A 23,550-nucleotide genomic window follows, 5' to 3' on the forward strand; every position below is an offset into this window, starting at 1 on the left:
ACATCAATAGAGGCCGTCTGAAAGAAATTTCAGACGGCCTTATGCGATTTGACCATCTCTTTACTGCAAAGCTCCAGGCACCATACCAATGCGATGGCGGCAATCGTCAGTGAAACGGTCAGCGCGGTCCAGAAGCCGTAAATGCCCATATCGGCATGATAGGCAAGCAGGTAGCCGGGCAACAGGCCGCAACCCCAGAAAGCCACGGCATGGATGAACATCGGCATTTTGGTCACTTTATAGCCGCGCAGCGCATATGAAGCGATACATTGGGTAGCGTCTGCCAGTTGGAATAGGGAGGCGAAAAATAAAACGGTCGCGGCAATGCCTAATACTGCCGCATCGTTGGTGTACATACTGGCCAACTGAAAGCGAAAGATGACCAAGAGCAGCGCGGTGCAGGTGGCAAGTACCCAGCCTAACACCAGCGACACGCCTGAAATATAACGCGCCCGCAAAAAATCGCGCCGTCCAAGCGAAAAGCCTACGCGTACCGTGCTTGCTGAGCCGACGCTTTGCGGAACCATATACAAAATGCCCGACAGGCTGATGACGACTTGTTGCGCGGCGACATAATCTTCGCCGAATGGCGCCACCAAAAAGACGATAAACGAAAACGCGCTGGCTTCTAGAAAATAAGACAAGCCGATGGGTGCGCCGATTTTCCAAATCTGTTTGAAAGCCGCCAAATCGGGTTTGCCGATTTTTGCCGTCAAACCAAACGGACGGAAGAATTTTTCTTTGGCGATATAAAGCCACAAAGCCAATGCGCTGAACCAAAATACCGCCGCCGTTGCCACGCCGCAACCTGCGCCGCCCAAAGCAGGCATACCGAATTTGCCGTAAACGAACACATAGTTCAGTGGCACATTCAACACAAATGCCGCGAAACTGACCAACATAATCACGCGCGGACGGTTCAAGCTGGAGGCATAGGCGTGCAGGGCGCGGTGTATCATGGCGGCCGGCATTGCCAAGCTGGTAAAGAACATATATTGCGCCATCGTGTCTTCGACATAATCGTTCAATGTCAGCCAATGACGGAACGGCGTAATCATCGTCCACATCAACAGCATGCCGAATACGCCCAAACACAAGCCAAACCAAATGCCCTGCATTCCTGTTTTGCCGACTTCTTCGGTTTTACCTGCGCCGTACAACTGGGCAATCATCGGGTTCAACGCCGCCATTACGCCCATAAAGGTAATGTAAATCGTAGAAAACGCGCTGCTACCCAAAGCCACCGCGGCCAAATCTTCCTTACCTGCGCCGCCGGCCATCACTGTATCGACAAAACCAATGCCCACTTGCGCCACTTGCGCCAACAGCATAGGCAGGGCGAGGGCGGTAAGCAGGCGGGTTTCTTTTAAGAAAACAGGAAAGGCAAAGCGGTTGAGGTTCAGTAGCATAATGTGTGCGATTTGAGGATAAAGGCCGTCTGAAAACGGAAATTTAAAATTATAAAGGGTAATACTGATAAGCAGGCAATATGTTGTTTAATCGCTAAATTTTTCAGACGGCCTTAAAAGTCGGATGTCTTTTGACGGCTTCCAACCAGCTGTCCGGCGTTTGAAACTGCATTAGGCCGTCTGAAAGCGATACTGCGGCTTGGGTAGTCGAAGCGCGGGTCAGTTTTTCGTTGGTTTCGGCATCGTAAATGGTGTAATCGATACGCAGGCAGCTTTCGATTTCTACTATGTCCATATCAACGCGGATTTTTTGGCCGAAACGGGCAGGGCGGATGTATTTGAGGTTCATCTGCACAATCGGCCAGCTGTACCCCTGCCGCCCCATTTCATTGTAGTCATAACCGATGGAAGACAGAAAAGCGCAACGTGCAGTTTCAAGGTATTTGACATAGTTGCCATGCCACACGATGTGCATGGCATCTACATCAAAAAAAGGAACTTCGGTTTCAAAGCTGTGTTGGCAGTAGATGTGTTTTTTCATGGTTTAAAAGAGTAAGTGTGATGGTTTCAGACGGCGTCTTCGCCCCAAAAATCATAAAAATTGAACCATTGTAGCGGATTTTGCGCACATTCTTGCGCCAAAATGTCGGCAAAACCCTGCATCGCATCTTTGACGGCGGCTTCGCGGTTGCCGCGTTTCCAGCTGGAAGTATCGGTAAAGCGGCGCAGTTTCAAATGATGGCGGCCGTTTTGTTTGACGCAAAACAGCGTGTTTACTTGCGTTTTTAAAAGCGAAGCCAACAGCCATGCGCCTTGCGGCATAGGGGCGGTATGTCCTAAGAAATTAATGTCGGCGGTTTTCTCGCCGCGTACAGGCACGCGGTCGGCCGCGATGGCAATCCATTCGCCGTCTTCGATACGGCGGTTCAATTCCATCATCAGGGTGGTGTCCAAATCTGTCACCTGAATCAGACGGATATGATCTGCACCGGCTTTTTGCAATGCCTCGTTAAATGCCTGCGCGTGCTTGCTGTGCACCAATACATTGAGTCTGAAATCTTTATGGTGCGACACCAGCGCACGGCAAACTTCGGTATTGCCTAAGTGCGAACAGGCAAAAATCTGGCCGCGTTCGTTGCGCTTGATTTGCGAATAGATGTCGTCCGGATCTTCAATCACCAAATCTTCATAACGGATTTTGCGTTGCCACACGGCAAAACGGTCGCAAACCGCTTCGCCAAATGCGACGAACTGTTTGAATACGCTGTGTTTCGGCAGGACGGTATGGGGAAAGGCCGTCTGAAGACGGGTTTGATAGCGTAAGACATGACGGCGCGGTTTGGGCGCGGTTGCATAAAAATACAGCACCACAAACCAAATGCACGGCCTCATGAAAAAAGCCGGCAGATAGCGCACCATCAATGTGGTCAGGGCGAGAAACAGGCGGCTGCCACGTTCGGGTTGCGCCGCCCAATGGGTTTGTTTATTATCGGTCATGGTTTCAGACGGCCTTTCCGAAAACTTTACCCAATCGGTGTTTCAACATACCGAAAAACAGCCGTGTGTGCATTTTGCTGATGCGGACATTGTCGGCAAAGGCATCAAAGTGAGACACGCCGTCGGCGGCATATTGGACGGGCGTTTTAATCCAAACCGGTTTGACGTTGCGCCAGTACAGGCGGATAAGGATTTCCGTATCGAAGTCCATGCGGTCGCCTACGGTTTCTTCGCGGACGACGGACAGCGCGGGTGCAAGCGGATAGAGGCGGAAGCCGCACATGCCGTCTTTGATGTCGCATGACCAAGTGTGCAGCATATTCCAGAAATCGGTAATTTTGCGTCCGTAAAGCCGTGCTTTGGGCGCGTCATCGCCGTATTGCGGCCATCCGCAAACAACGGCTTCGGGGTTTTGCTCTGCTGCGGCGAGGAGTTTGGGTGTGTCGCTCAAGCAGTGTTGGCCGTCTGCATCAACCTGCAAGACGTGGGTATAGCCATGTTCTTGAGCGTATTCCAAGCCGGTTTTGACTGCTGCGCCTTTGCCGCCGTTGATGGGACGGTAAAGGACATCAATGCCGTCTGAAACCAAAGCCTGCAATACAGGTTTGCATTCTTCGCGTGAACCGTCGTCCACAATTAAAACGTTTAAACCAAAGCCGCGCATGGTTTGGGCAACGTGGCTGATGGTGGTCGGGTGGTTGTAATGTGGAATGAGGGCCAGGGTTTTCATAAATATTTTTTTAGACGACGTTAACACAATGCAGAGTATAGCAAATAAACATGCCATGGCGTTTGAAAAGGCCGTCTGAAACGGCGATGACAAAATCGTTAGATTTCGTTTTTCACTGTTTCAGACGGCCTTTGGTATGCCATTAATTCAGCATTGTACATGACCGACATCGAGGCATAAATCATGGAACTCGTTGAGCGTGCTGCGGTGGCCGATGCTGATGATGATGCTGTCGGGCAGTTTTTGCTTTAAGGCGCGGTAGAGCATGGCTTCGGTCGGTTCGTCCAAAGCGGCGGTAGCTTCGTCAAGCAGGATGACTTTGGGCTGCGAGAGCAGGGCGCGGACGAAGGCGACGCGTTGGAGTTCGCCGGGGGAGAGTTTGTGTTGCCAATCGTCGGGTTTGTCTAATTTATCAACGAGATAACCTAAGCGGCAGGTATTCATGGCGTCGATTAGTTCCGGATGCTGCTTGTCGATGTCGGGATAACAAATCGCGTCGCGCAGGCTGCCTTGCGCCGTGTACGGGCGTTGCGGCAGGAAGAGGATGTCTTGATGCGGTGGATGGCTGACTTTACCACTGCTGCCGAAAGGCCAAAGCCCAGCCAGCGCGCGCAGCAATGAAGTTTTGCCGCAACCGCTCGGGCCGCGTATCAACAGGGAATTGCCGCTTTTGAGGTTGATGTTGATGCCGTCTAATAAAACTTCGCCGTTGTGGCGGTATAGGGCAACGTTTTCCAAGATCAGGCCGTCTGAAACTTCGGTAAGCTCGGGTTGTTGTGCGGTGTGTTTTTCTTCCGTACTCAGCAAAAAGCCGTACAGACGCTCCAATCGGGCGCGGTATGCGGTGAATTTGTTGTAGAACATCCGGAAGAAAGACAGCGCGTTTTGCAGTCGTGCGAAGGCTTGGACGGTCTGCTGGATGTCGCCGATTTTGATTTGTCCGGCAAACAGGCGCGGGGCTTGCAAAATAATGGGGAAGAGCTTGATTCCGTTGGTAAACATATCGTTAAAGCCGCTTAAGCAGACGCTTTGGCGGGCGATGCGCCAACGGTTGCGGATAATGGCTTTAAAGCGGTTGGAAAGCTGGTCATGTTCGTGTTTTTCGCCGCTGTAAAACGCCACGCTTTCGGCGTGGTCGCGCACGCGGATAAGGGAATAACGATAGTCGCCGTTGAGCTTTTCGTTTTCATAGTTGTAACGAATCAAAGGGTTGCCTATCCACATGGCGATAAAGGTCGCCAAAATCACAAACATATAGACAAACCAAACGATGCCGTGCGGAATGTCGAAGCCGAACACGGTCAGGATGCCCGCCAAGCCCCACAAAACAACGGCAAATTCCAACGAGGTAACGACCGAATTGACCATGCCGCGCACAAATTCTATGGTCGAAGCGATGAAATCCTGCGCGTCCTGTTGGATACGTTGGTCGATGTTGTCCGGCGCGTGGCGGCGCATTTGCAGGCGGTAGTAGTTTTTGTCGGCAAGCCAGCGTGAAGTCAAAACTTCATTGAGCCGCTCCGACCATTTAATCGCCAAGCCTTGATCGAGAAAGTCGTTGACGACGTTGTTAAACGCACGTATCAACACCACGCCCGCGTTCATCGCTGCAAACATCCAAAACGTGGAGGCATTCAAATCCTGCATCGAGTCGTAAAGCCCTTTGGACATAAAGGTACTCAACACATTCAGCCGTACTTCGGTTAACAGCAGCGTAATCATCGCCGTAATCAGCAGCAATACTTTGACCGTACTTTTCGGCGTCAGACACAGCCGCAGGATATAGCTAAACTCGCGCCCGAAGCGTGTGTTGCGTGCAAAAAACAGAATGACCGCCGAGGCTGCAGCGACCATCAATAAGGTCTGCAACAGCCAAGACGGCGTGGAATAAAGCTCGATTTGCCATTTTTGCATGAGGTGTTCTCTGAAAGGAAGTAAAGGCCGTCTGAAAGGACGGCAAATTTATTTGACTATGGTAACTGTAATAATAGTTTTCTGAACTGTTGTATTTTTTGTATTTACAAACGGTTCTTATTTGTTTTTGTGGAAAGCAGAAATCTTATCAAATATAATCGCAAAACCAAATTACTTTGTAATTTTTTACTCGATATAAGAAATAAGAATTATTAATATTTCAAACCAGAAGGTATTTTATGAACAGCAAATTAGCCCTGATGCCGCTTTTGATTATGAGCGCATTTTCTTATGCCGCCGATGAAGCGACACCCGAAACCCCTGTGCAACAGCAGTTGCAGGAAGTCAATGTCCGCGCCGACGCCAAACGCGTCAAAGCCGCCCGTTCTTACTCCATCGCCAGCGACGGCGATATGCGCGACCGTGTGAATTTGGGTGTGTTGGGTAAAGCGAATGCCTTTACCGCTCCGATTACTGTGGTCAATTACGACGAAAAAGCCCTCAACAATACCGAAGCGCGTACTTTGGTAGATGCCGTAGCGAAAAAAGACGCTTCGACTTGGCAGTTTGGCGGCGAAAGCAACACCTTGACCGGCCTGTATTTCCGCGGTTACCAACTTGATGCGCGCCAATTCAGCGTCAACGGTTTGGCAGGTATGTACGGCACGCAAGGTACGGCCAGCGTGCAAGTCGGCTCCGCACAACTGATTAAAGGCGCATCCACTGCCGTAAACGGTATGGATCCTGAAGGCGCGGTATCCGGTTCCGTCAATATCGAAACCAAAAAAGCCGCCGACGAAGGCAACCGCAAAATCGGTTTGGGCTGGTTCAGCAACAACCGCGCCCAAGGTACGTTCGACTTGGGCCAACGCTTCGGCGAAAACAAAGAATTCGGCGTACGCGCCAACGGCAAACTGCGCCACGGCGACACCCCGCGCGACGGTTACAGCGAGGACAACAAAGAATTTGCTTTGAATACCGACTACCGCGGCGAAAAACTGCGCGTGGCGTTCGATTCCATCTACGCGAAACGCAAAACCAATGGCGGCCGCGCGCGTATGCAGGACATTCAAAACCTGCAAGGCCGTCTGTTTGATGCACCTGACGGTAAAACCAACCTGCTGCCTTCTTGGAACTGGCAAAACACCGTCGGTCAAACCAATATGCTGACGTTTGAATGGGATGCGTTTGACAATGCACAGATTACAGGCGGTATCGGCTACAACAAGGCGCGTTATTACGGCACGCTGATTTCTCCAACTATTTGCGGCAAAGATGGCGCAAGCAGCCAAACCGCAACCTGCTCAAGTGCCAACCAATACCACACAGGTACGGCACGCCTGACCGACCAATATTTCCGTACTTTGAGTATGAATTTATCCGCGCGCGGCGAATTTGAAACCGGCCCGGTAACGCATAACTGGAGTACTGCTTTTGACCGTGTCATTCGTCAGCGTGCGACTGTCCGTGGTTCGGCTGGTAAAAGCCGCGTTGAGGTTGATGCAAACGGCAATATTGAAAATCAACTGGCTTCTTTTGTTCCTAATTACGCGACAGACTGGGAAGGCTCAGCAAACCTGGATGCCAATATCAAAGTCAACAGCTTGGCCTTGTCCGACACACTGGGCTTTGCCGACAATAAATACCGCCTGACGCTGGGCGGACGTTTCCAAGCAGTTGAATACACCAATAAAAAAGAAGGTCAAAGCGGAGATTCCAAACGCTTCAGCCCGATGCTGATGGCTGCATGGGTACCGCAACCTGACTTGGTCGTGTACGGCAACTACATGGAAGACTTAGAGCCTGCCGACATCAAAACCGATGATGACGGCCATACCACCATGTCCAAACCACGTGTCAGCCGTCAGTTTGAAGTGGGCGTGCGTAAAAACTGGGGCAATTTCGTAACCACGTTAAACGCGTTCCAAATCAAACGTCCGGGCTACTGGCGCGGTCAGACAACCACCAAGACAATAAATGGGGTAACAACAACAACGCTGACCTATGGCAACAATTCCGCTTTTGCCCGTTCCGGTGCTGCGGCAGGCGACGAACAAGGCATGGAACGTAGCCGCGGTATCGAGTTCAACACCTACGCGAATTTGCTCAACAATACTTTGCGTCCGACTTTGGGTCTGATGTATCTGCAATCGACCGTGAAAGACTATCCAAATTCACGCGATATGCTGGTCAGCGGCGTACAAGTCGCCAACCCACGCGTGATTGCCAAAGCAGGCGTTGAATGGGACACCCCGTTTGCCAAAGGCTTGACCCTGAACGGCAACGTTTCGTATTTCGGCAAGTCTTACCAAGACACGCAAAAACAATACGCCTTCCCGTCCTACACCTTGGTTGACGTAGGCGCGCGCTACAAAACCAAGCTCGGTAAAAACACACTGACCGTCAGCAGCTCGGTAGAAAACCTGTTCAACAAAAACTACTGGCAGGTACAGCGCGGCCAATACGATCGCAGCTTCGCCGTCGTCGGTATGCCGCGCACTTACTGGCTGAAAGCGGAATTGGATTTCTAATCTGATTTCGGTTTGACCGTAATAGCAGGCCGTCTGAAAGGGAATGATAAAGAGCAAGAATTTGGTTTTTATCCCTTTTCAGACGGCCTGATTTGATTGCCTTATGTTTTTTGCTTGAAAAATCTTACATGTTTTTTATGGATTTCACGCGAAACAAGGTTAATATTCCATTTTCACAATACATTATTCGAGAAGACATATGAAAAAATCCATCAAACTGACCCTGTGCGCCCTCGCACTCTCACTTTCCGTGCAAGCGCAAGCGGTTACCCATGCGGTGATTGAAACCAATATGGGCAACATCCAACTGGAGCTGGATGAAGTCAAAGCGCCGAAAACAGTGGCAAACTTTGTCAATTACGCCAAAAAGGGTTTTTACGACAACACGATTTTCCACCGCGTTATCGACAATTTTATGATTCAAGGCGGCGGATTTACCGAGAAAATGGTTCAAAAATCCACCGATAAAGCCATCAACAACGAAGCAGACAACGGCTTGAAAAATAACGTCGGCACCATCGCCATGGCGCGCACCGGCGATCCGAATTCCGCAACCAGCCAGTTCTTTATCAATACGGCCGACAACGACTTTTTGAATTTCAAAAGCAAAACCCCTCAAGGCTACGGTTATGCCGTTTTCGGTAAAGTTACTTCCGGCATGGACGTTGTCCGTAAAATCAGCAAAGTGAAAACAGCGACACGCGGTTTCCATCAAGATGTACCGACCGAAGCCGTGATTATCCGCAAAGTCAGCATCAAATAATTTTGATTGCTTGAATCCAAACAACAGGCCGTCTGAAACATTCAGACGGCCTGAATTTATTTATTTGATAATAAGCAGCAATTTGGGCGATAATTCAGCATCTACAATTTAAGGAGTTGATTATGCAAACCCGCCTGCCTTTTTTCGGCGTTGTCCGCGTCAGCGGTGAAGACAGAGCATCATTTCTTCATGGCCAATTATCCAACGATATTAATAATTTAGCTATCGGTCAGGCATGTTATGCCACATACAATACGCCTAAAGGCCGTGTGTTGGCGAATATGCTGGTCGTCAACCGCGGAGAAGATTTACTGTTGGTCATGGCGCAAGATTTGACCGAAGCCATCGTCAAACGTTTGAGAATGTTTGTCTTGCGCGCAAAAGTCGTCTTCGAGTTAATGCCTGATTTAGTAGTCAGCAGCGAGTTGGCAGACAATGCAGAACCACATCCTGCTGCCGAACCGCAACTGTCTTTCCCGGCCCAAATTCAAGAAAACACCGTAGAAATTGCCTTGCCGCACACAGGCCGTCTGAAAATTTCAGCAGCCGAAAACGCAGCCGAATATCAAGCAGGAGCCGAAAACGCGTGGAACCTGCACGAAATCCGCAGCGGCTATCCGTGGATTTGCGCTGCAACCAAAGAAGCGGCTGTTGCCCAAATGCTCAACCAACACATCATCGGCGCCGTCCATTTCCGTAAAGGCTGCTACCCCGGCCAAGAAATCATCGCCCGCGCCCAATACCGAGGCCAAGTCAAACGCGGTCTGGCCGTATTAAGCGGCGATTCTTTAGAAGCCGCCGGTATTGCCGTCAAAGTCGGCGAGGAAGAAGCAGGCGTTATTCTTAATACTGCACTCACAGAGCAAGGCAGCCTCAGCCTCGCCGTTATCAAGTTTTCCGCAGCAGAAGCAGTATTGACCGATGCAGACGGCAATGCTTTAGAACAGGAAGAACTGTTTTTTACGGTTGAGAAAGATTGATGTTAGATGGCTGAATAAAAAGCTTAAATATTAGCTTGAAATGAAAACAGAAAGGCCGTCTGAAATTCAGACGGCCTTTGATATTGAGTTTTGTTGGTACATGCCCCAAGCTGCGTTTGCTGCTGACTGGATTACGGCATGGTTTGGAATCATTCGGTAGCAACAAAAACCGCGTGCGTGCGTACCGCACACACCCTACACCTTAATCTTAAGGTTTGCGTCGCCCGCAGGTAGGGTGTGTGGCGTAGCCACGCACGCGGTTGGTGGGAATGCAGGCTACGGCTTGCTATAATTATAGTACAGGACTTTCCATTTTTTTTGAAAATAAAGCAGTCATTTTGCCAGGAACAACAGGATCCTTACGTGATTGGAATCAATGGTTACCTAAGCTTGCAAGATTTCGTCCAAGGGATTTAATAAAAGCCGTTCAAGAGTTAATTAAAGAGGCAAAAAAAGATAAGGCAGATAAAATCAGTTCAAGACAAGCTCATGCTATATTATTACAATTTTCCAAAGATAGAGTTGACAATATTTTCAATGAATACAAACAAATATGTCCACAAATAAAAGAAATTATGAGAGACTTCTCAGAAAAAGATATATATAGTTTTAAAGAGGTAACTGATATAATTAAAGCTATTCCAAGTAGAAGGGCAACACAGATTGATGGAATTTCAATTCAAGCTCCACCAACGAAAGAACAACAAATCAGTATTCTTAAATTATTGCACATGGCATGTTTTTTAAATCCAAGAGAAGACTCAGGAGATTCTTATAGCCATTTAAATTACAATGATTTTCCTGATTTATTAACAATAAATAATTACAGTGATCTTCAAAAATATAAGTGGCAAATTCACCCCGTATTCCATGCGTACACAGCAGAAGAAAGAAGAGGTAAGCGATATCGATGATCAAACCATAGCAAGCTTTAGCAAGCCATATCCTGTATATATCGCAGGCTGTACAAAGAAGGTCGTCTGAAAAATTTTCAGACGACCTTCTCTACTTAACTTAATACATCACTTATCAAACCAGCTTACTGTTCACCCAACCTTCCACGGTTCCCAGCATTTCAGGCAGTTTCTCAGCATCAGTACCACCGGCTTGTGCCAAGTCAGGACGGCCGCCGCCTTTGCCGCCGACTTGTTCGGCTGCAAATTTAACCAGATCACCTGCTTTGACTTTGGCAGTCAACGGTTTGGATGCGCCGGCACACAGGGAGACTTTGCCGTCGTTGACTGCGGCGAGCAATACGATGGCTTGTTCTGATTTGCCGGTCAAGTCGGTCACAATTTCGCGTAGGGCGGCTGCATCGGCTTCGATTTGTGCGGCAACGAGTTTGGCTGAACCCAAGTCTTTTGCATCGTCCAAGAGTTTGGCGCCTGCGTGGACGGCGAGTTCGGCTTTGGCGCGTGCCAATTCTTTTTCCAATGCTTTGGCGTGTGCCGCGCCTGCTTGGATTTTCGCCAGTACGTCTTTTTCGGTTTGGGCTTTGGTTTCGGCAATAATGTCTTTCACCAAACGCTCTTGTTCTTGCGCCCATTTGAGTGCGTTCAGGCCGGTGATGGCTTCAATACGGCGCACGCCTGCAGCAATACCGCCTTCGCTGATGATTTTGAAGAGGCCGATGTCGCCGGTGCGTGAAACGTGTGTACCGCCGCACAATTCGGTAGAGAAACCGCCCATTTGCAGTACGCGTACTTCGTCGCCGTATTTTTCGCCGAAGAGCATCATGGCGCCGGTTTTTTGGGCATCTTCCATGCTCATAATGGCGGCGTTGACGGCAACGTTGGCCAAGATGGCTTCGTTGACGCGGCGTTCTACTTCGGCGATTTCTTCGGCAGTTACTGCTTGAGGATGGGAAATGTCGAAACGGGTGGATTCGGCGGTAACTAAAGAGCCTTTTTGTTCAACGTGTTCGCCCAATACGTCGCGCAGGGCTTTGTGCATCAAGTGGGTCGCGCTGTGGTTGCGCATATTGGCATTGCGGATTTCGTCATCCACTTTGGCAGTAACGCTGTCGCCGACTTTCAGACGGCCTGAAGTTTGTACGCCGAATTGGCCGAATACGGCCGCTTTGATTTTTTGGGTATCGCGTACTTCAAAGCGGTTTTCGCCTGCGAAGATATAGCCGACGTCGCCGACTTGGCCGCCGGATTCTGCATAGAACGGGGTAAAGTCGATAACGACGGCACCTTCGTCGCCTTCGTTCAATTCGTTGACTTGCTCGCCGTTTTTGTAGAGGGCGAGGACTTTGGATTCGGTTTGGCGTTCGCTATAACCTTTAAACTCGGTGTCCTGACCTTCGTAAGGCAGTTGAGCGTTGGCTTTGAAGCTTTGTGCGGCGCGTGCGCGTGCGCGTTGGGCTTCCATCTCACGCTCGAAGCCTGCTTCGTCCAGTTCGATGCCCAGTTCGCGCGCCATGTCGGCGGTTAGGTCGTAGGGGAAACCGTAGGTGTCGTAGAGTTTGAAGATGTGTTCGCCGCCGATAACGAGTTTGCTGTTGGCGATGTTGTCCATCAAGTAGGTATTCAAGGCTTCGGCAAACGGTTTTTTCGCGTCGGGAATATGGGCGGTTTCCAAAGCAGCCTGCAAATCGATATACATGCCTTCGTTCAGGCTGCCTGAAACTCGAGGACGGATAACGATTTGCTTTTTGCTCGGAGCAACACGGGAAGCGGCGGTAAATTCCACACCATCTGCGGTTTTCAATGTCAGAGGTTTGCCCGCACCATCTTGCGGCAGCAGGCTTTCCAGTTTCAAGAATTTCATGCCGTTGAACACTTGATTGAACAAGCCCATGCCTTTTTCCAGCGTTTCGCCGAAGCGGCTTTCTTCCGCGCGCAAGGCTTCCATAATCTGTGTCTGTTTCTCTTTCAACTCAGGATACGCGGCGCCCATTTCTTTCACCAAATCGGGCACGAGTTTGTAGAAAAACGCCTGTTTCTGGCCTAGTTTGTAACCGTGGCGCACGGCGCGGCGGATGATGCGGCGCAATACGTAGCCGCGGCCTTCGTTGGACGGCATCACGCCGTCTGCAATCAGGAAGGAGCAGGATCGGATGTGGTCGGCGATGACTTTCAGGCTGGGTTCTTCCATGCTGAAAGCTGCGCCGGTTTCGCGGGCAACGGCTTTGAGCAGGTCTTGGAACAAGTCGATTTCGTAGTTGCTGTGAACATGCTGCATGACGGCGGCCATGCGCTCCAAGCCCATGCCGGTATCGACGGAAGGCTTGGGCAGCGGATTCATATTGCCTTGTTCGTCGCGGTTGAACTGCATAAATACGCAGTTCCAAATTTCAATCCAGCGGTCGCCGTCTTCTTCAGGGCTGCCCGGAATGCCGCCCCAGATTTCTTCGCCGTGGTCGTAGAAAATTTCGGAGCAAGGGCCGCAAGGGCCGGTGTCGCCCATTTGCCAGAAGTTGTCGGATGCGTATTTCGCACCTTTGTTGTCGCCGATGCGGACGATGCGTTCGGCAGGCATGCCGATTTCGTTCAGCCAGATGTTGTAGGCTTCGTCGTCTTCTGCGTAAACGGTTGCCAACAGTTTGTCTTTAGGGATGTTCAACCATTCGGGGGAGGTCAGGAATTCCCAAGCGAAGTGGATGGCATCGCGTTTGAAGTAGTCGCCGAAGGAGAAGTTGCCCATCATTTCAAAGAAGGTGTGGTGACGGGCGGTGTAGCCTACGTTTTCCAAGTCGTTGTGTTTGCCGCCTGCGCGTACGCATTTTTGCGCGGTAGTGGCGCGGTTGTAGGGGCGTTTGTCAAAGCCGAGGAATACGTCTTTAAATTGGTTCATACCTGCGTTGGTAAACAGCAGGGTTGGGTCGTCGTGTGGCACGAGCGAGGAGGAGCGGACGATGGTGTGGCCTTTAGATTCGAAAAATTTCAGGAATTTTTGGCGTAGTTCGGTGGTTTTCATAATGTCTCGATAAAATTTTGTACAAAGATTTCAGACGGCCCGGACGGCGCGTTGCGATTAAAAACGAATGGGCGTTATCTTACCGCAAAACCATATTTCAAGCTATCGGCAGAAAGGTTTTAAGTTGGCGGCAAGCTGTCTTTCAGACGGCTTCAAGCGGGTCGATATCTTTTAGCAATGAAGCCTATCCGCCCCGGCTTGCCTGCTTTATAATGCCTTTCTCTTTTCAACCGGATACGCAAGGAATGATAATGGCCAAACATCTGCCCCTCATCGTACTGACTGCGCTGGCATTGGCCGGCTGCGGCGGCTCGGACAAAACTTCTGCCGACAAGGCGGCGCAAACCGATAATCAAAAGGTATTGAGCATTTACAACTGGTCGGAATATGTCGATCCCGAGACGGTTGCCGCGTTTGAGAAAAAACACGGTATCTCAGTAACTTATGATGTATATGACAGCGATGAAACGCTGGAGAGCAAGGTGTTGACCGGCAAGTCGGGTTACGACATCGTGGGTCCATCCAATGCGTTTGTCGGTAGGCAGATTAAGGCAGGTGCGTATCAGAAAATCGACAAATCCCTGATTCCCAACTATAAAAACTTGAATCCTCAGTTGATGAAGCTGATGGAAGGCGTTGATCCGAACCACGAATATGCCGTTCCGTTTTATTGGGGGACTAACACTTTTGCCATCAATACCGAGCGTGTGAAAAAGGCTTTGGGTACGGACAAACTGCCGGACAATCAATGGGATTTGGTGTTTAACCCCGAATACACGTCCAAACTCAAGCAATGCGGCATCAGCTATTTGGACAGCGCGGCAGAGATTTATCCTATGGTATTGAATTATATGGGTAAAAATCCAAACAGCAGTGAAACGGTGGATATTAAGGCGGCTACGGAAGTCTTGAAGAAAAACCGTCCGTACATCAAGCGTTTTACCTCGTCCGGTTTTATCGATGATTTGGCGCGCGGCGATACTTGCGTAACAATTGGTTTTGGCGGCGATTTGAACATTGCCAAACGTCGTGCCGAAGAAGCGGGCGGCAAGGAAAAAATCCGTGTGATGATGCCGAAAGAAGGCGTGGGAATTTGGGTGGATTCGTTTGTGATTCCGAAAGATGCCAAACACGTGGCCAATGCCCATGCGTATATCAATGATTTCTTAGATCCTGAAGTTGCGGCGAAAAACGGCAATTTTGTTACTTATGCGCCGTCCAGCAAACCAGCTCAGGAGCTGATGGATGAAGAGTTTAGAAACGACAATACGATTTTCCCGACTGATGAAGATTTGAAAAACAGCTTTATCATGGTGCCTATTCAACCTGCGGCGTTGAAATTTATGGTCCGCCAATGGCAAAGCGTGAAAGCAGGAAAATAAGCTGATTTGAATCATATTCAGGCCGTCTGAATGGTGTAACCGAAATCCTTGATTTCGTTTTACGGCTGTTCAGGCGGCCTTTGGTTTGTGTCAGACTGGCTTGAATAAGGTTTGAAAAAAACAAAGGGCGTGTCTATCAATCACGCCCTTTGTGTTTGTTTCAGACGGCCTTAGAATTTCACGCCTTTATGCAGGGCAACGATGCCTGCGCTCATGTTGTGGTAATCCACGCTGTCGAAGCCTGCATTCAGCATCATTTGTTTCAAGGTTTCTTGGTCGGGGTGCATGCGGATGGACTCGGCGAGGTATTGGTAGCTGTCGGCATCTTTGGCAATCAGTTTGCCCATAATCGGCAACAGTTTGAAAGAGTAGAGGTCGTACACGCCTTCCAAAGGTTTGTACACTTTGGAGAATTCCAACACCAGCAGGGTGCCGCCCGGTTTCAACACGCGGTACATTTCTTTCAACGCGGCATCTTTGTGCGTCATATTGCGCAGGCCGAATGCGACGGAAACCAGATTGAAATAGTTGTCGGGGAACGGCAATTTTTCAGCGTCTGCCAACGATACGGGCAGAATCACGCCTTCGTTGAGCAGGCGGTCGCGGCCGACGGTCAGCATGGAGGAGTTGATGTCTGTCAGCCAAACTTCGCCTTCTTTGCCCACACGTTTCGCCCAGCCTCGGGACAAATCGCCTGTACCACCGGCGATATCCAATACTTTGTCGCCTTTTTTCAGACGGGCGGTATTGATGGTGAAATGTTTCCAAACGCGGTGCAGACCGCCGGACATTACGTCATTCATAATGTCGTAGTTTTTTGCCACGGAGTGGAAGACTTCGGCAACTTTGCCTGCTTTTTCGTCTTCGTCAACGGTAGTGAAGCCGAAATGGGTTTTGTGGTCGCTCATAGTGTCTGCCTTCTTAAAATAATACGGATTCAGTATCGAATACGTCGAAATCGCCAACCACTTTCGACGCGGGAAATATAGTTTGTGCCTGCCGCTCCAGCATCAGGCGTTGCCCTTCTTCGGTATAACGTGCGCTGATGTGGGTCAGGTAAAGTTGTTTCACATTGGCCTGTAAAGCCAGCTTGGCGGCATCGGATACGGTCAAATGGAACACTCGTTCCGCTGTCTCTTCATCGCCTGCCGCAAAGGTTGCTTCATGCACCAAAACATCTGCATTTTGCGTGGCGCGTACTGCTTGCAGGCAGGCTTTGGTATCGCCGAAGATAGCCACTACTCGTCCTTTTTGGGGCAGAGAGAGGAATGCTTTGCCGTCAATGATTCTGCCGTCGTTGAATGCTACGGTCTCGCCTTTTTTCAGACGGCCTTTCCGCCGCAACCGCCGCTACCGCAGGAATGTGTGTGTTTGGGTTTCAAATCTTCAGCACTTGGCGTTCTGGACGCGCCGGCTTTTTCGAGGCGGTCGAGATAGTCTTGCCAAAGCACATCTTGATTGTGAGCCAGTCGGTAGAGATAGTCCCAGTCGTAAAGGCCGCTATCGTGGCCGTCTGAAAAAGTAATTTTCAAGGCGTATTGGCCGACGGGGTCTAAATCGGTAATGCTGACTTCGGCTTTGCCTGTTTGCAAAACATCTTGACCTGGACCGTGTCCGCGCACTTCCGCGCTGGGCGAGTACACGCGCAGGTATTCGGCAGGAAGGCTCTTGGCACCGTCAACGTAGACCAAAGTCAGTACGCGCCGCTCTTTCTGAAGGCGGATTTCTTGTGGGATTTTATCGGCTTGGGTCATGTCATGCTCCGTTCTTTTTACGCAAATAGGCAACGCGTACAGAAAAAATACCGCCAAGTACGGCAAACAGCACGATTGCGTAGAGTGAAAACCGTATCAGGCTCACTTGCGTGCCCGCCGTCAACCCCAAAGGCAGCAACATGACGGCAACGAACAGTAAAAACGCGGCCAACATGGCGGCAATGCTGGCAAAGGCATAGCGGGTATTGGCTGCTGTCTGAGGATGTTTGGTCATATTGGATAGCTTGCCGTAGGGTGGTGAGGCGGTATTTTATCAGCTTTTTGGTGCTTCATGCCGTCTGAAAACGGCTTTATTTCCATAAATAAAGTGTAATGGCGCGCCTATCTTCGCCTTCGGGCATTAAGCGGATGCTGCTGCCTTTGCTTCCGTTGACACGGATAATGATGCCGCCGGCCTGCCGCTCGATGATGTCGAGTTGGGTGTCGCGGTTCATGCGGTAGTTGTAGCGTTCGCATTGCTTCAAGCACCAGAAATCTTGCCAATGGATAAAATATTTTTGTCCGGATTCGATGGCCAGTGTTTCGCCGCCTTTGACGATGAAGTAAGGATAATCGGGTTTTTGCGTGCTGAATGTCCATTCGGCCGTTTTGTCTTTTCCGTTTTGACGGTATTGGAACACGGCACGGTATTCGGTGTCGTATTCCAAGGGCTGTAAAGGAAACAGCGCAAATTGGCGTTCGGTCAGGAGGCGGTTTGGGTCATTATCTTTATCTAAGATTTTGACGTCTTTGATTTCTTTTGTGTCCTGATACAGTTTGAACGAACGCATTTTGACCGGGGGCGATTGTTCGGAGAAGGCGATGCTGACCGGATTGCCGGTCATTTCATAATGCGGCATAGGGTCGGGACGCTCGCCGTGGAAAACCGGCAAGGCGAAGTTGCCTTGCGGATAGGTGATGTAAGGCCGGAGTTTGCGGTTGGAAATTTCATCTGCATAAACAATAGCATGACCATGACAGGCATCTTGATAAAACGAGCGGCTGAGGTCGGAGAGAGGGCGGTTTTTTTGGCAGAGGCTGTTGAATCTGCTGTCGCCCTGATTGATGCTCAGCGCGATTTGTTTGCCTTGCGATTCAAATGCTGCACCGGCTTCGTCGATATTTTGATCGAGCAAGGAGAAACGGTGGTAAATCGCCGTCATCAGATTGTCCAGCTGATGTTGGGCAGGTAGATGGTCGTTGATTTTTTCGTTTGGCGGGTGCTGGCCGGTACTGACGTTTTCATGCACGCCTTTATAGGCATAACCGGCTTTGCGCGTGCGGTCTGATGGGCGTGGGCCTGTATAAAAGGGATTGCGCGTATTGTGTTCGTCATGGCCGTCGTCGGGGTTTTGCAACAAATAGCGGGCATGATTGCGCGCGGCGCGTTCGAGTGTGGCCGAGTGCGCCAGTGCGGGCAGGTTGGCTGAGGCGCGGAGGAAGTTTAAATACGCCAAGGCGTCAAAATCGGCCACGGCAGTACGATTTTGCGGTGCTTGGGCATAGATGAGCTGGTCTTCGGAATAGCGATGGGTTTCGTAGTATTGGAATATGCCGAGGGCGACGGCAAAACCGCCCAGCCAGTAAAGAATGTGTTTCATTATATATGCTGCGTTCAGACGGCCTTGAGCTACGGCTCTTTCCTCTTGAAACTCATGCCGCTACATGATTATTTTGATAGCGGCTTGACTTGGAATGCTTCAGGGTGGGATTTGAAATATTCGACAGCGATAAATCCGCCGCCAATAATAATCAGCAGGGCAATGGCCATGCCGATCATCGCTAAAATGAATTTGTCCATATTGGTCCGTTTGAATGAAGGCCGTCTGAAACACTTGAAAGCGTTCAGACGGCCTTAAAGTCAGGTTAATTAACGTTCGATTTGCGATACGTCGCGTACTGCGCCTTTGTCGGCAGAAGTCGCCATCGCGCCGTAGGCACGCAGGGCTGCGGAGACGTAGCGGTCGCGGTTTTCCGGTTTCCACGCTTTGCTGCCGCGTGCTTCCATTTCGGCACGGCGTGCGGCAAGCTCTTCATCGGAAATGACAAGGTGGATGCTGCGGTTTGGAATGTCGATTTCGATGGTGTCGCCTTCGTGTACCAAACCGATGGCGCCGCCTTCAGCCGCTTCAGGCGAAGCATGGCCGATGGACAGGCCGGAAGTACCGCCGGAGAAGCGGCCGTCGGTCAGAAGGGCGCATTCTTTGCCCAAACCTTTGGATTTCAGGTAAGAAGTCGGGTAGAGCATTTCTTGCATGCCCGGGCCGCCTTTAGGGCCTTCGTAGCGGATGATAACGATGTCGCCGGCGACGATTTGGTTGCCCAAAATGCCTTCGACTGCGTCTTCTTGGCTTTCAAACACGCGGGCGCGGCCAGTAAATTTGAGGATACTCTCGTCCACGCCTGCAGTTTTTACCACGCAACCGCGCTCGGCGATATTGCCGAACAATACTGCCAAACCGCCGTCTTGCGAGTAGGCATGTTCGACATCGCGGATACAGCCTTTTTCTCGGTCGAGGTCGAGGGTTTTCCACATACGGTTTTGCGAGAACGCCTGAGTGGTGCGCACGCCGCCGGGAGCCGCTTTGAAACGCTCGATGGCGTGGGTGTTTTCAGGGTTGGTCACGTCCCATTTTTCAATCGCGTCTTTCAGCGTCGGTGCGTGGATGGTATACACGTCGGTGTGCAGTTTGCCTGCTTTGTCCAATTCTTTCAGGATGGCGAAAATGCCGCCTGCGCGGTGTACGTCTTCCATGTAGTAGTCGTGGTTGTTTGGGGCGGTTTTGCAGATGCAGGGCACAATGCGGCTCAGGCGGTCGATGTCGGCCATTTTGAAATCGACACCGGCTTCGTTGGCAACGGCCAACAGGTGCAGAATGGTATTGGTAGAGCCGCCCATGGCGATGTCCATGGTCATGGCGTTTTCAAACGCTTTTTTAGTGGCAATGCTGCGCGGCAACACGGTTTCGTCGTCTTGCTCGTAGTAGCGTTTGGTGATTTCGACAATCATACGGCCGGCTTCGAGGAACAATTCTTTGCGGCCTGCGTGGGTAGCCAGATAAGAACCGTTGCCCGGCAGGGAAAGGCCGAGCGCTTCGGTCAGACAGTTCATGGAGTTGGCGGTAAACATACCGGAGCAGGAGCCGCAGGTCGGGCAGGCGTTTTGCTCGACTTCTTCGACTTGTCTGTCGCTGATATTGTCGTCAGCCGATTCGATCATGGCATCGATCAAGTCCAAACGGCGTTCGGGCTGAATATTGGCCACGCCGATAACTTTACCGGCTTCCATCGGGCCGCCGGAAACGAAGATGGTCGGAATATTCAGGCGCATGGCGGCAATCAGCATGCCCGGGGTAATTTTGTCGCAGTTGGAAATGCACACCAGTGCGTCGGCGCAGTGGGCGTTGACCATGTATTCGATGGAGTCGGCAATCAGGTCGCGGCTGGGCAGGGAGTAGAGCATACCGCTGTGGCCCATGGCGATGCCGTCGTCAATGGCGATGGTGTTAAATTCTTTGGCAATGCCGCCGGCTTTTTCGATTTCACGGGCAACCAGTTGGCCCATATTGTGCAGGTGCACATGGCCTGGGACGAATTGGGTGAAGGAGTTGGCAATGGCGATAATCGGTTTGCCGAAGTCGGTTTCCATGACGCCGGTCGCACGCCACAATGCGCGCGCGCCTGCCATATTGCGGCCGTGGGTAGAGGTTTTGGAGCGGTATTCAGGCATTTTTGTTCCTTTGTTTTATGCTGAGGCCGTCTGAAATAGGCTGGTTAATTGGCGGCCCGTTGTAGAAATAACTCGGTATTTTATACCAATTACGAGCGATGAAGCACGCTATTTTGTAATAAAACTAAACTGTGTTTGCTTCACCTGAATTTGCTGTCCTCTCGTTCAGACGGCCTGAAGTTTTCTTAGGATGAAACGTTGTCTTTCTCATTTGCAAAAGATGTTGGCATCAAAAAGTGATATGATAGGGAACTTCTCACATTTCTAAGGATAAGACGATGAAAAAAATCATGTTTGCATTGTGTTCTGCCATGTTGGCTTCTGCTGCGTCTGCCGCTGTTTATAAAGTGGACGAATTTCATGCCAATGCCCGCTTTGCCATCGACCATTTCAACACCAGCACCAACGTCGGCGGTATTTATGGTTTGACCGGCAATTTGGAATTTGATCGTGCCAAACGCCAAGGCTCTATCGATATCGTATTGCCTTTGTCCAAACTGCAAACCGGTTCTGATCACTTTACCCAACATTTGAAATCTGCCGATATTTTCAATGCAGACAAATACCCTGAAATCCGTTTTGTATCCACCAAATTCAATTTCAACGGCAAAAAACTGCTTTCCGTTGACGGCAATCTGACCATGAACGGCAAAACTGCGCCGGTAAAACTCAAAGCCGACAAATTCAACTGCTACCAAAGCCCGATGTTAAAAGCAGAAGTGTGTGGCGGCGACTTCAGCACCACCATCGACCGTACCAAATGGGGCTTGGATTATTTGGTAAGTGCCGGTATGAGCAAAAAAGTAAACATCAATATCCAAATCGAAGCAGCCAAACAATAATCCTGTTTGATTTCAAAATAAAGGCCGTCTAAACAGGTAAGGCAGAAATCGTTGATTTCGTTTATCCCTGTTCAGACGGCCTTATGATTGCCTTATGATTAAAGACGTTTAGGATTCTTTATTTTTATCGGCTTTGGCTGCCCAATAAGTTGCCAGAAGCGAGCCGGAGATATTGTGCCACACGCTGAACAATGCGCTGGGAACGGCAACGACCGGCGCGGCGGCAAAGTGTGCGGCGGCAAGGGCGGCGCCTAAGCCTGAGTTTTGCATACCGACTTCGATGGCCAGCGTTTTTTGTGCATCATAAGGCAGGCCGGTCCATTTGGCGGCAAAGAAGCCGAGCAGATAGCCGATGCCGTTGTGGAGTACGACAACGGCAAAAATCAGCAGGCCGCTTTCAATAATTTTACCTTTGCTGGCGCCGACGACTGCGCCGATAATCAGCACGATGGCGGCAACGGAAACCAGCGGCAGCGCATCGGTCAGTTTTTCAGTTTTGTTGCCCAAGACTTTATGGACAATCAAGCCCAAAACGATGGGGAACAAAACCATTTTGACGATGGACATCAACATACTGCCCGCTTGTATTTCCAGCATTTCACCGGCAAGCATCAGGAAGATGGCAGGAGTCAGCAATGGGGAAATCAGGGTGGAAACCGATGTAACGGCAACCGACAAAGCCACATTGCCGCGTGCCAAATAGGTTATCACATTGGAGGCCGTACCACCCGGGCAGCAGCCTACCAAAATCACACCGACCGCGATTTCGGCAGGCAGGTTCAACAGCTTGGCCAGCAGATAGGCAGTCGCAGGCATGATGGCGAATTGGGCAATCACGCCGATAATGACGGCTTTGGGGTGTTTGAACAAAATGTCAAAGTCGGAGGGTTTGAGGGTTAAGCCCATGCCGAACATGATGACGCCCAGTAGCCAAGGAATGTAAGGGCCGACCCATTTGAAGGTGTCGGGTGCGAAAAAAGCGATGCCGGCAAAGAGCGCGGCCCAGAGGGAAAAGGTCTTTCCGATAAAATTACTGATTTTGTTGAGGGTATTCATGATGATATGTTGTGAAGTTGTTTTTAAAGGAAACCAAGGATACACGCCTTAACCTTAATTTGCAAAATGGATTAGAATAAATAAGGCCGTCTGAAGATAAGAATTGATTTTCAGACGGCCTGTGATTTGTATTTGCTATATAGACGGCATTATTCTTTTGATAAAATATTGCGCAGCCATCGGGCGGCAGGTGCGATTTCTCCAGCGAGCATACCGGTTTCGATTTGGCTGCTGTGTTTGATGACATCGGCCGCCGCACCATGCAGCCATACGCCGGCGCAGGCGGCTTGGAATATTGGAATGCCTTGCGCCAGCAGGCTGCCGATAATGCCGCTCAAGACATCGCCGCTGCCTGCGGTGGCTAAACCGGCATTGCCGCTGGTGTTGGTATAGACTATGCCGTCTGCCGTGGCCACCAATGTATGGTGGCCTTTCAATACGACGGTCGCACCATATTTACGGCTGATTTCAGTTACGGCTTTTTGCCTGTCGGTTTGAACTGATTGGGTATCGACACCAAGTAAGCGTGCAGCTTCGGCCGGATGAGGTGTCAGGACGATATGTTTGTACGATTTGAGGCGTTCGGCTAATTCGGAAGAACGGGCAAGCAGTGTCAAAGCATCTGCATCGAGTAATAAAGGCTGGTTATGGTGTGTAGACAGGATTTGGTGCAGCAGCTGCTCTGATAATCCGTCCAAGCCAAAGCCGCAGCCGATTACGCGCGCGCTGACATCGTTGCGCTCCATCAGTTGGGCCGTAGTGGCGAGCATGATTTCAGGGCGTTCGGGAATAATGGCAAAGGGCAGCGTGGCTTGGTTGAAGCCTGCCCAAACCTTGCCGCATCCTTGATACATCGCGGCTGTGGCTGCCAAAACCACCGCGCCGCTCATTCCTGTTGTACCGCCGATAATGGCAAGCGTGCCGTATGTGCCTTTGTGTGATTTTTGGGCGCGGGGGCGGAATACGTCGGGAAATGCTAAGGCCGTCTGAAAAGCTTGAAGCGATTCGGGAAGCGTGTAGATGGGCTGCATGGCGTAA

The 23,550-nt window shown here is 50.5% G+C and carries 21 protein-coding genes; 6 read left to right on the plus strand and 15 right to left on the minus strand.

Annotation, left to right across the window (positions count from 1 at the left end):
- Positions 1-29: 29 nt before the first annotated feature.
- From HMPREF2675_RS07140 to HMPREF2675_RS07160, 5 genes are all read right to left on the minus strand, one after another.
- Positions 30-1,409, minus strand: a complete 1,380-nt coding sequence (locus tag HMPREF2675_RS07140; RefSeq protein ID WP_070814554.1) for an MATE family efflux transporter — start codon at positions 1,407-1,409, stop codon at positions 30-32.
- A gap of 103 nt (positions 1,410-1,512) precedes the next feature.
- Positions 1,513-1,950: an acyl-CoA thioesterase gene (locus HMPREF2675_RS07145; RefSeq protein WP_004519960.1), complete on the minus strand. Its 438-nt coding sequence runs from the start codon at positions 1,948-1,950 to the stop codon at positions 1,513-1,515.
- A gap of 26 nt (positions 1,951-1,976) precedes the next feature.
- Positions 1,977-2,906: an LpxL/LpxP family acyltransferase gene (locus tag HMPREF2675_RS07150; protein ID WP_070814555.1), complete on the minus strand. Its 930-nt coding sequence runs from the start codon at positions 2,904-2,906 to the stop codon at positions 1,977-1,979.
- Between the two features lie 4 nt (positions 2,907-2,910).
- On the minus strand, positions 2,911-3,636 hold the full coding sequence (locus HMPREF2675_RS07155; protein WP_070814556.1) for a glycosyltransferase family 2 protein: 726 nt from the start codon (positions 3,634-3,636) through the stop codon (positions 2,911-2,913).
- Positions 3,637-3,783: 147 nt separating this feature from the next.
- Complete coding sequence (locus HMPREF2675_RS07160; protein ID WP_070814557.1) at positions 3,784-5,550, minus strand: ABC transporter ATP-binding protein/permease; 1,767 nt, start codon at positions 5,548-5,550, stop codon at positions 3,784-3,786.
- 239 nt (positions 5,551-5,789) lie between these two features.
- On the opposite strand from HMPREF2675_RS07160, the gene HMPREF2675_RS07165 reads away from it, so the two are divergent.
- The 4 genes from HMPREF2675_RS07165 to HMPREF2675_RS07180 all read left to right on the plus strand — a co-directional run bounded on the left by HMPREF2675_RS07165 (position 5,790) and on the right by HMPREF2675_RS07180 (position 10,738).
- A complete protein-coding gene (locus HMPREF2675_RS07165) occupies positions 5,790-8,081 on the plus strand; it encodes a TonB-dependent receptor (RefSeq protein ID WP_070814558.1) in 2,292 nt (763 codons plus the stop codon).
- 199 nt (positions 8,082-8,280) lie between these two features.
- Positions 8,281-8,844, plus strand: coding sequence for a peptidylprolyl isomerase (locus tag HMPREF2675_RS07170; protein ID WP_004519955.1), 564 nt, complete (start codon positions 8,281-8,283; stop codon positions 8,842-8,844).
- 122 nt (positions 8,845-8,966) lie between these two features.
- Positions 8,967-9,824, plus strand: coding sequence for a CAF17-like 4Fe-4S cluster assembly/insertion protein YgfZ (locus HMPREF2675_RS07175; protein WP_070814559.1), 858 nt, complete (start codon positions 8,967-8,969; stop codon positions 9,822-9,824).
- Between the two features lie 269 nt (positions 9,825-10,093).
- On the plus strand, positions 10,094-10,738 hold the full coding sequence (locus tag HMPREF2675_RS07180; protein WP_070814560.1) for a P-loop ATPase, Sll1717 family: 645 nt from the start codon (positions 10,094-10,096) through the stop codon (positions 10,736-10,738).
- Between the two features lie 115 nt (positions 10,739-10,853).
- Here HMPREF2675_RS07180 and alaS read toward each other — a convergent pair whose 3' ends face one another.
- The gene (alaS, locus tag HMPREF2675_RS07185; RefSeq protein ID WP_070814561.1) at positions 10,854-13,748 is read right to left on the minus strand and encodes an alanine--tRNA ligase; all 2,895 of its coding nucleotides are present in this window, start codon (positions 13,746-13,748) and stop codon (positions 10,854-10,856) included.
- Between the two features lie 251 nt (positions 13,749-13,999).
- Between alaS and HMPREF2675_RS07190 the strand changes: the two genes are divergently transcribed.
- Positions 14,000-15,130 (plus strand): polyamine ABC transporter substrate-binding protein, encoded by a 1,131-nt coding sequence (locus tag HMPREF2675_RS07190; RefSeq protein ID WP_049322171.1) that lies wholly within the window; start codon positions 14,000-14,002, stop codon positions 15,128-15,130.
- A 170-nt stretch (positions 15,131-15,300) separates the two neighbouring features.
- On the opposite strand, the gene ubiE is transcribed toward HMPREF2675_RS07190, so the two are convergent.
- From ubiE to ilvD, 7 genes are all read right to left on the minus strand, one after another.
- A complete protein-coding gene (gene ubiE, locus HMPREF2675_RS07195; protein ID WP_070814562.1) occupies positions 15,301-16,038 on the minus strand; it encodes a bifunctional demethylmenaquinone methyltransferase/2-methoxy-6-polyprenyl-1,4-benzoquinol methylase UbiE in 738 nt (245 codons plus the stop codon).
- A gap of 13 nt (positions 16,039-16,051) precedes the next feature.
- On the minus strand, positions 16,052-16,474 hold the full coding sequence (locus HMPREF2675_RS07200; RefSeq protein ID WP_283127809.1) for an MBL fold metallo-hydrolase: 423 nt from the start codon (positions 16,472-16,474) through the stop codon (positions 16,052-16,054).
- Positions 16,453-16,884 (minus strand): gamma-butyrobetaine hydroxylase family protein, encoded by a 432-nt coding sequence (locus HMPREF2675_RS07205; RefSeq protein WP_070814563.1) that lies wholly within the window; start codon positions 16,882-16,884, stop codon positions 16,453-16,455. The genes HMPREF2675_RS07200 and HMPREF2675_RS07205 overlap by 22 nt, the downstream gene beginning before the upstream one ends.
- Before the next feature lies 1 nt (position 16,885).
- Positions 16,886-17,119: a cytochrome b6 gene (locus HMPREF2675_RS07210; protein WP_070585675.1), complete on the minus strand. Its 234-nt coding sequence runs from the start codon at positions 17,117-17,119 to the stop codon at positions 16,886-16,888.
- A 76-nt stretch (positions 17,120-17,195) separates the two neighbouring features.
- Positions 17,196-18,485, minus strand: coding sequence for a CAP domain-containing protein (locus HMPREF2675_RS07215; RefSeq protein ID WP_070814564.1), 1,290 nt, complete (start codon positions 18,483-18,485; stop codon positions 17,196-17,198).
- Between the two features lie 68 nt (positions 18,486-18,553).
- Complete coding sequence (locus HMPREF2675_RS11595) at positions 18,554-18,685, minus strand: hypothetical protein (protein WP_256388404.1); 132 nt, start codon at positions 18,683-18,685, stop codon at positions 18,554-18,556.
- Between the two features lie 69 nt (positions 18,686-18,754).
- The gene (gene ilvD, locus HMPREF2675_RS07220; protein WP_070814565.1) at positions 18,755-20,614 is read right to left on the minus strand and encodes a dihydroxy-acid dehydratase; all 1,860 of its coding nucleotides are present in this window, start codon (positions 20,612-20,614) and stop codon (positions 18,755-18,757) included.
- A gap of 278 nt (positions 20,615-20,892) precedes the next feature.
- Between ilvD and HMPREF2675_RS07225 the strand changes: the two genes are divergently transcribed.
- Complete coding sequence (locus HMPREF2675_RS07225) at positions 20,893-21,456, plus strand: YceI family protein (protein WP_070585678.1); 564 nt, start codon at positions 20,893-20,895, stop codon at positions 21,454-21,456.
- A gap of 108 nt (positions 21,457-21,564) precedes the next feature.
- Here the strand turns inward: HMPREF2675_RS07225 and HMPREF2675_RS07230 are convergent, their stop codons facing one another.
- On the minus strand, positions 21,565-22,512 hold the full coding sequence (locus HMPREF2675_RS07230) for a bile acid:sodium symporter family protein (RefSeq protein ID WP_070814579.1): 948 nt from the start codon (positions 22,510-22,512) through the stop codon (positions 21,565-21,567).
- Between the two features lie 149 nt (positions 22,513-22,661).
- Positions 22,662-23,543 carry an NAD(P)H-hydrate dehydratase gene (locus HMPREF2675_RS07235; protein ID WP_070814566.1) on the minus strand — a complete coding sequence of 294 codons (882 nt, stop codon included), beginning with the start codon at positions 23,541-23,543 and terminating at the stop codon, positions 22,662-22,664.
- Positions 23,544-23,550 lie beyond the last annotated feature (7 nt).

Source organism: Neisseria sp. HMSC061H08, from assembly GCF_001836795.1.
Lineage (GTDB): Bacteria > Pseudomonadota > Gammaproteobacteria > Burkholderiales > Neisseriaceae > Neisseria > Neisseria subflava_A.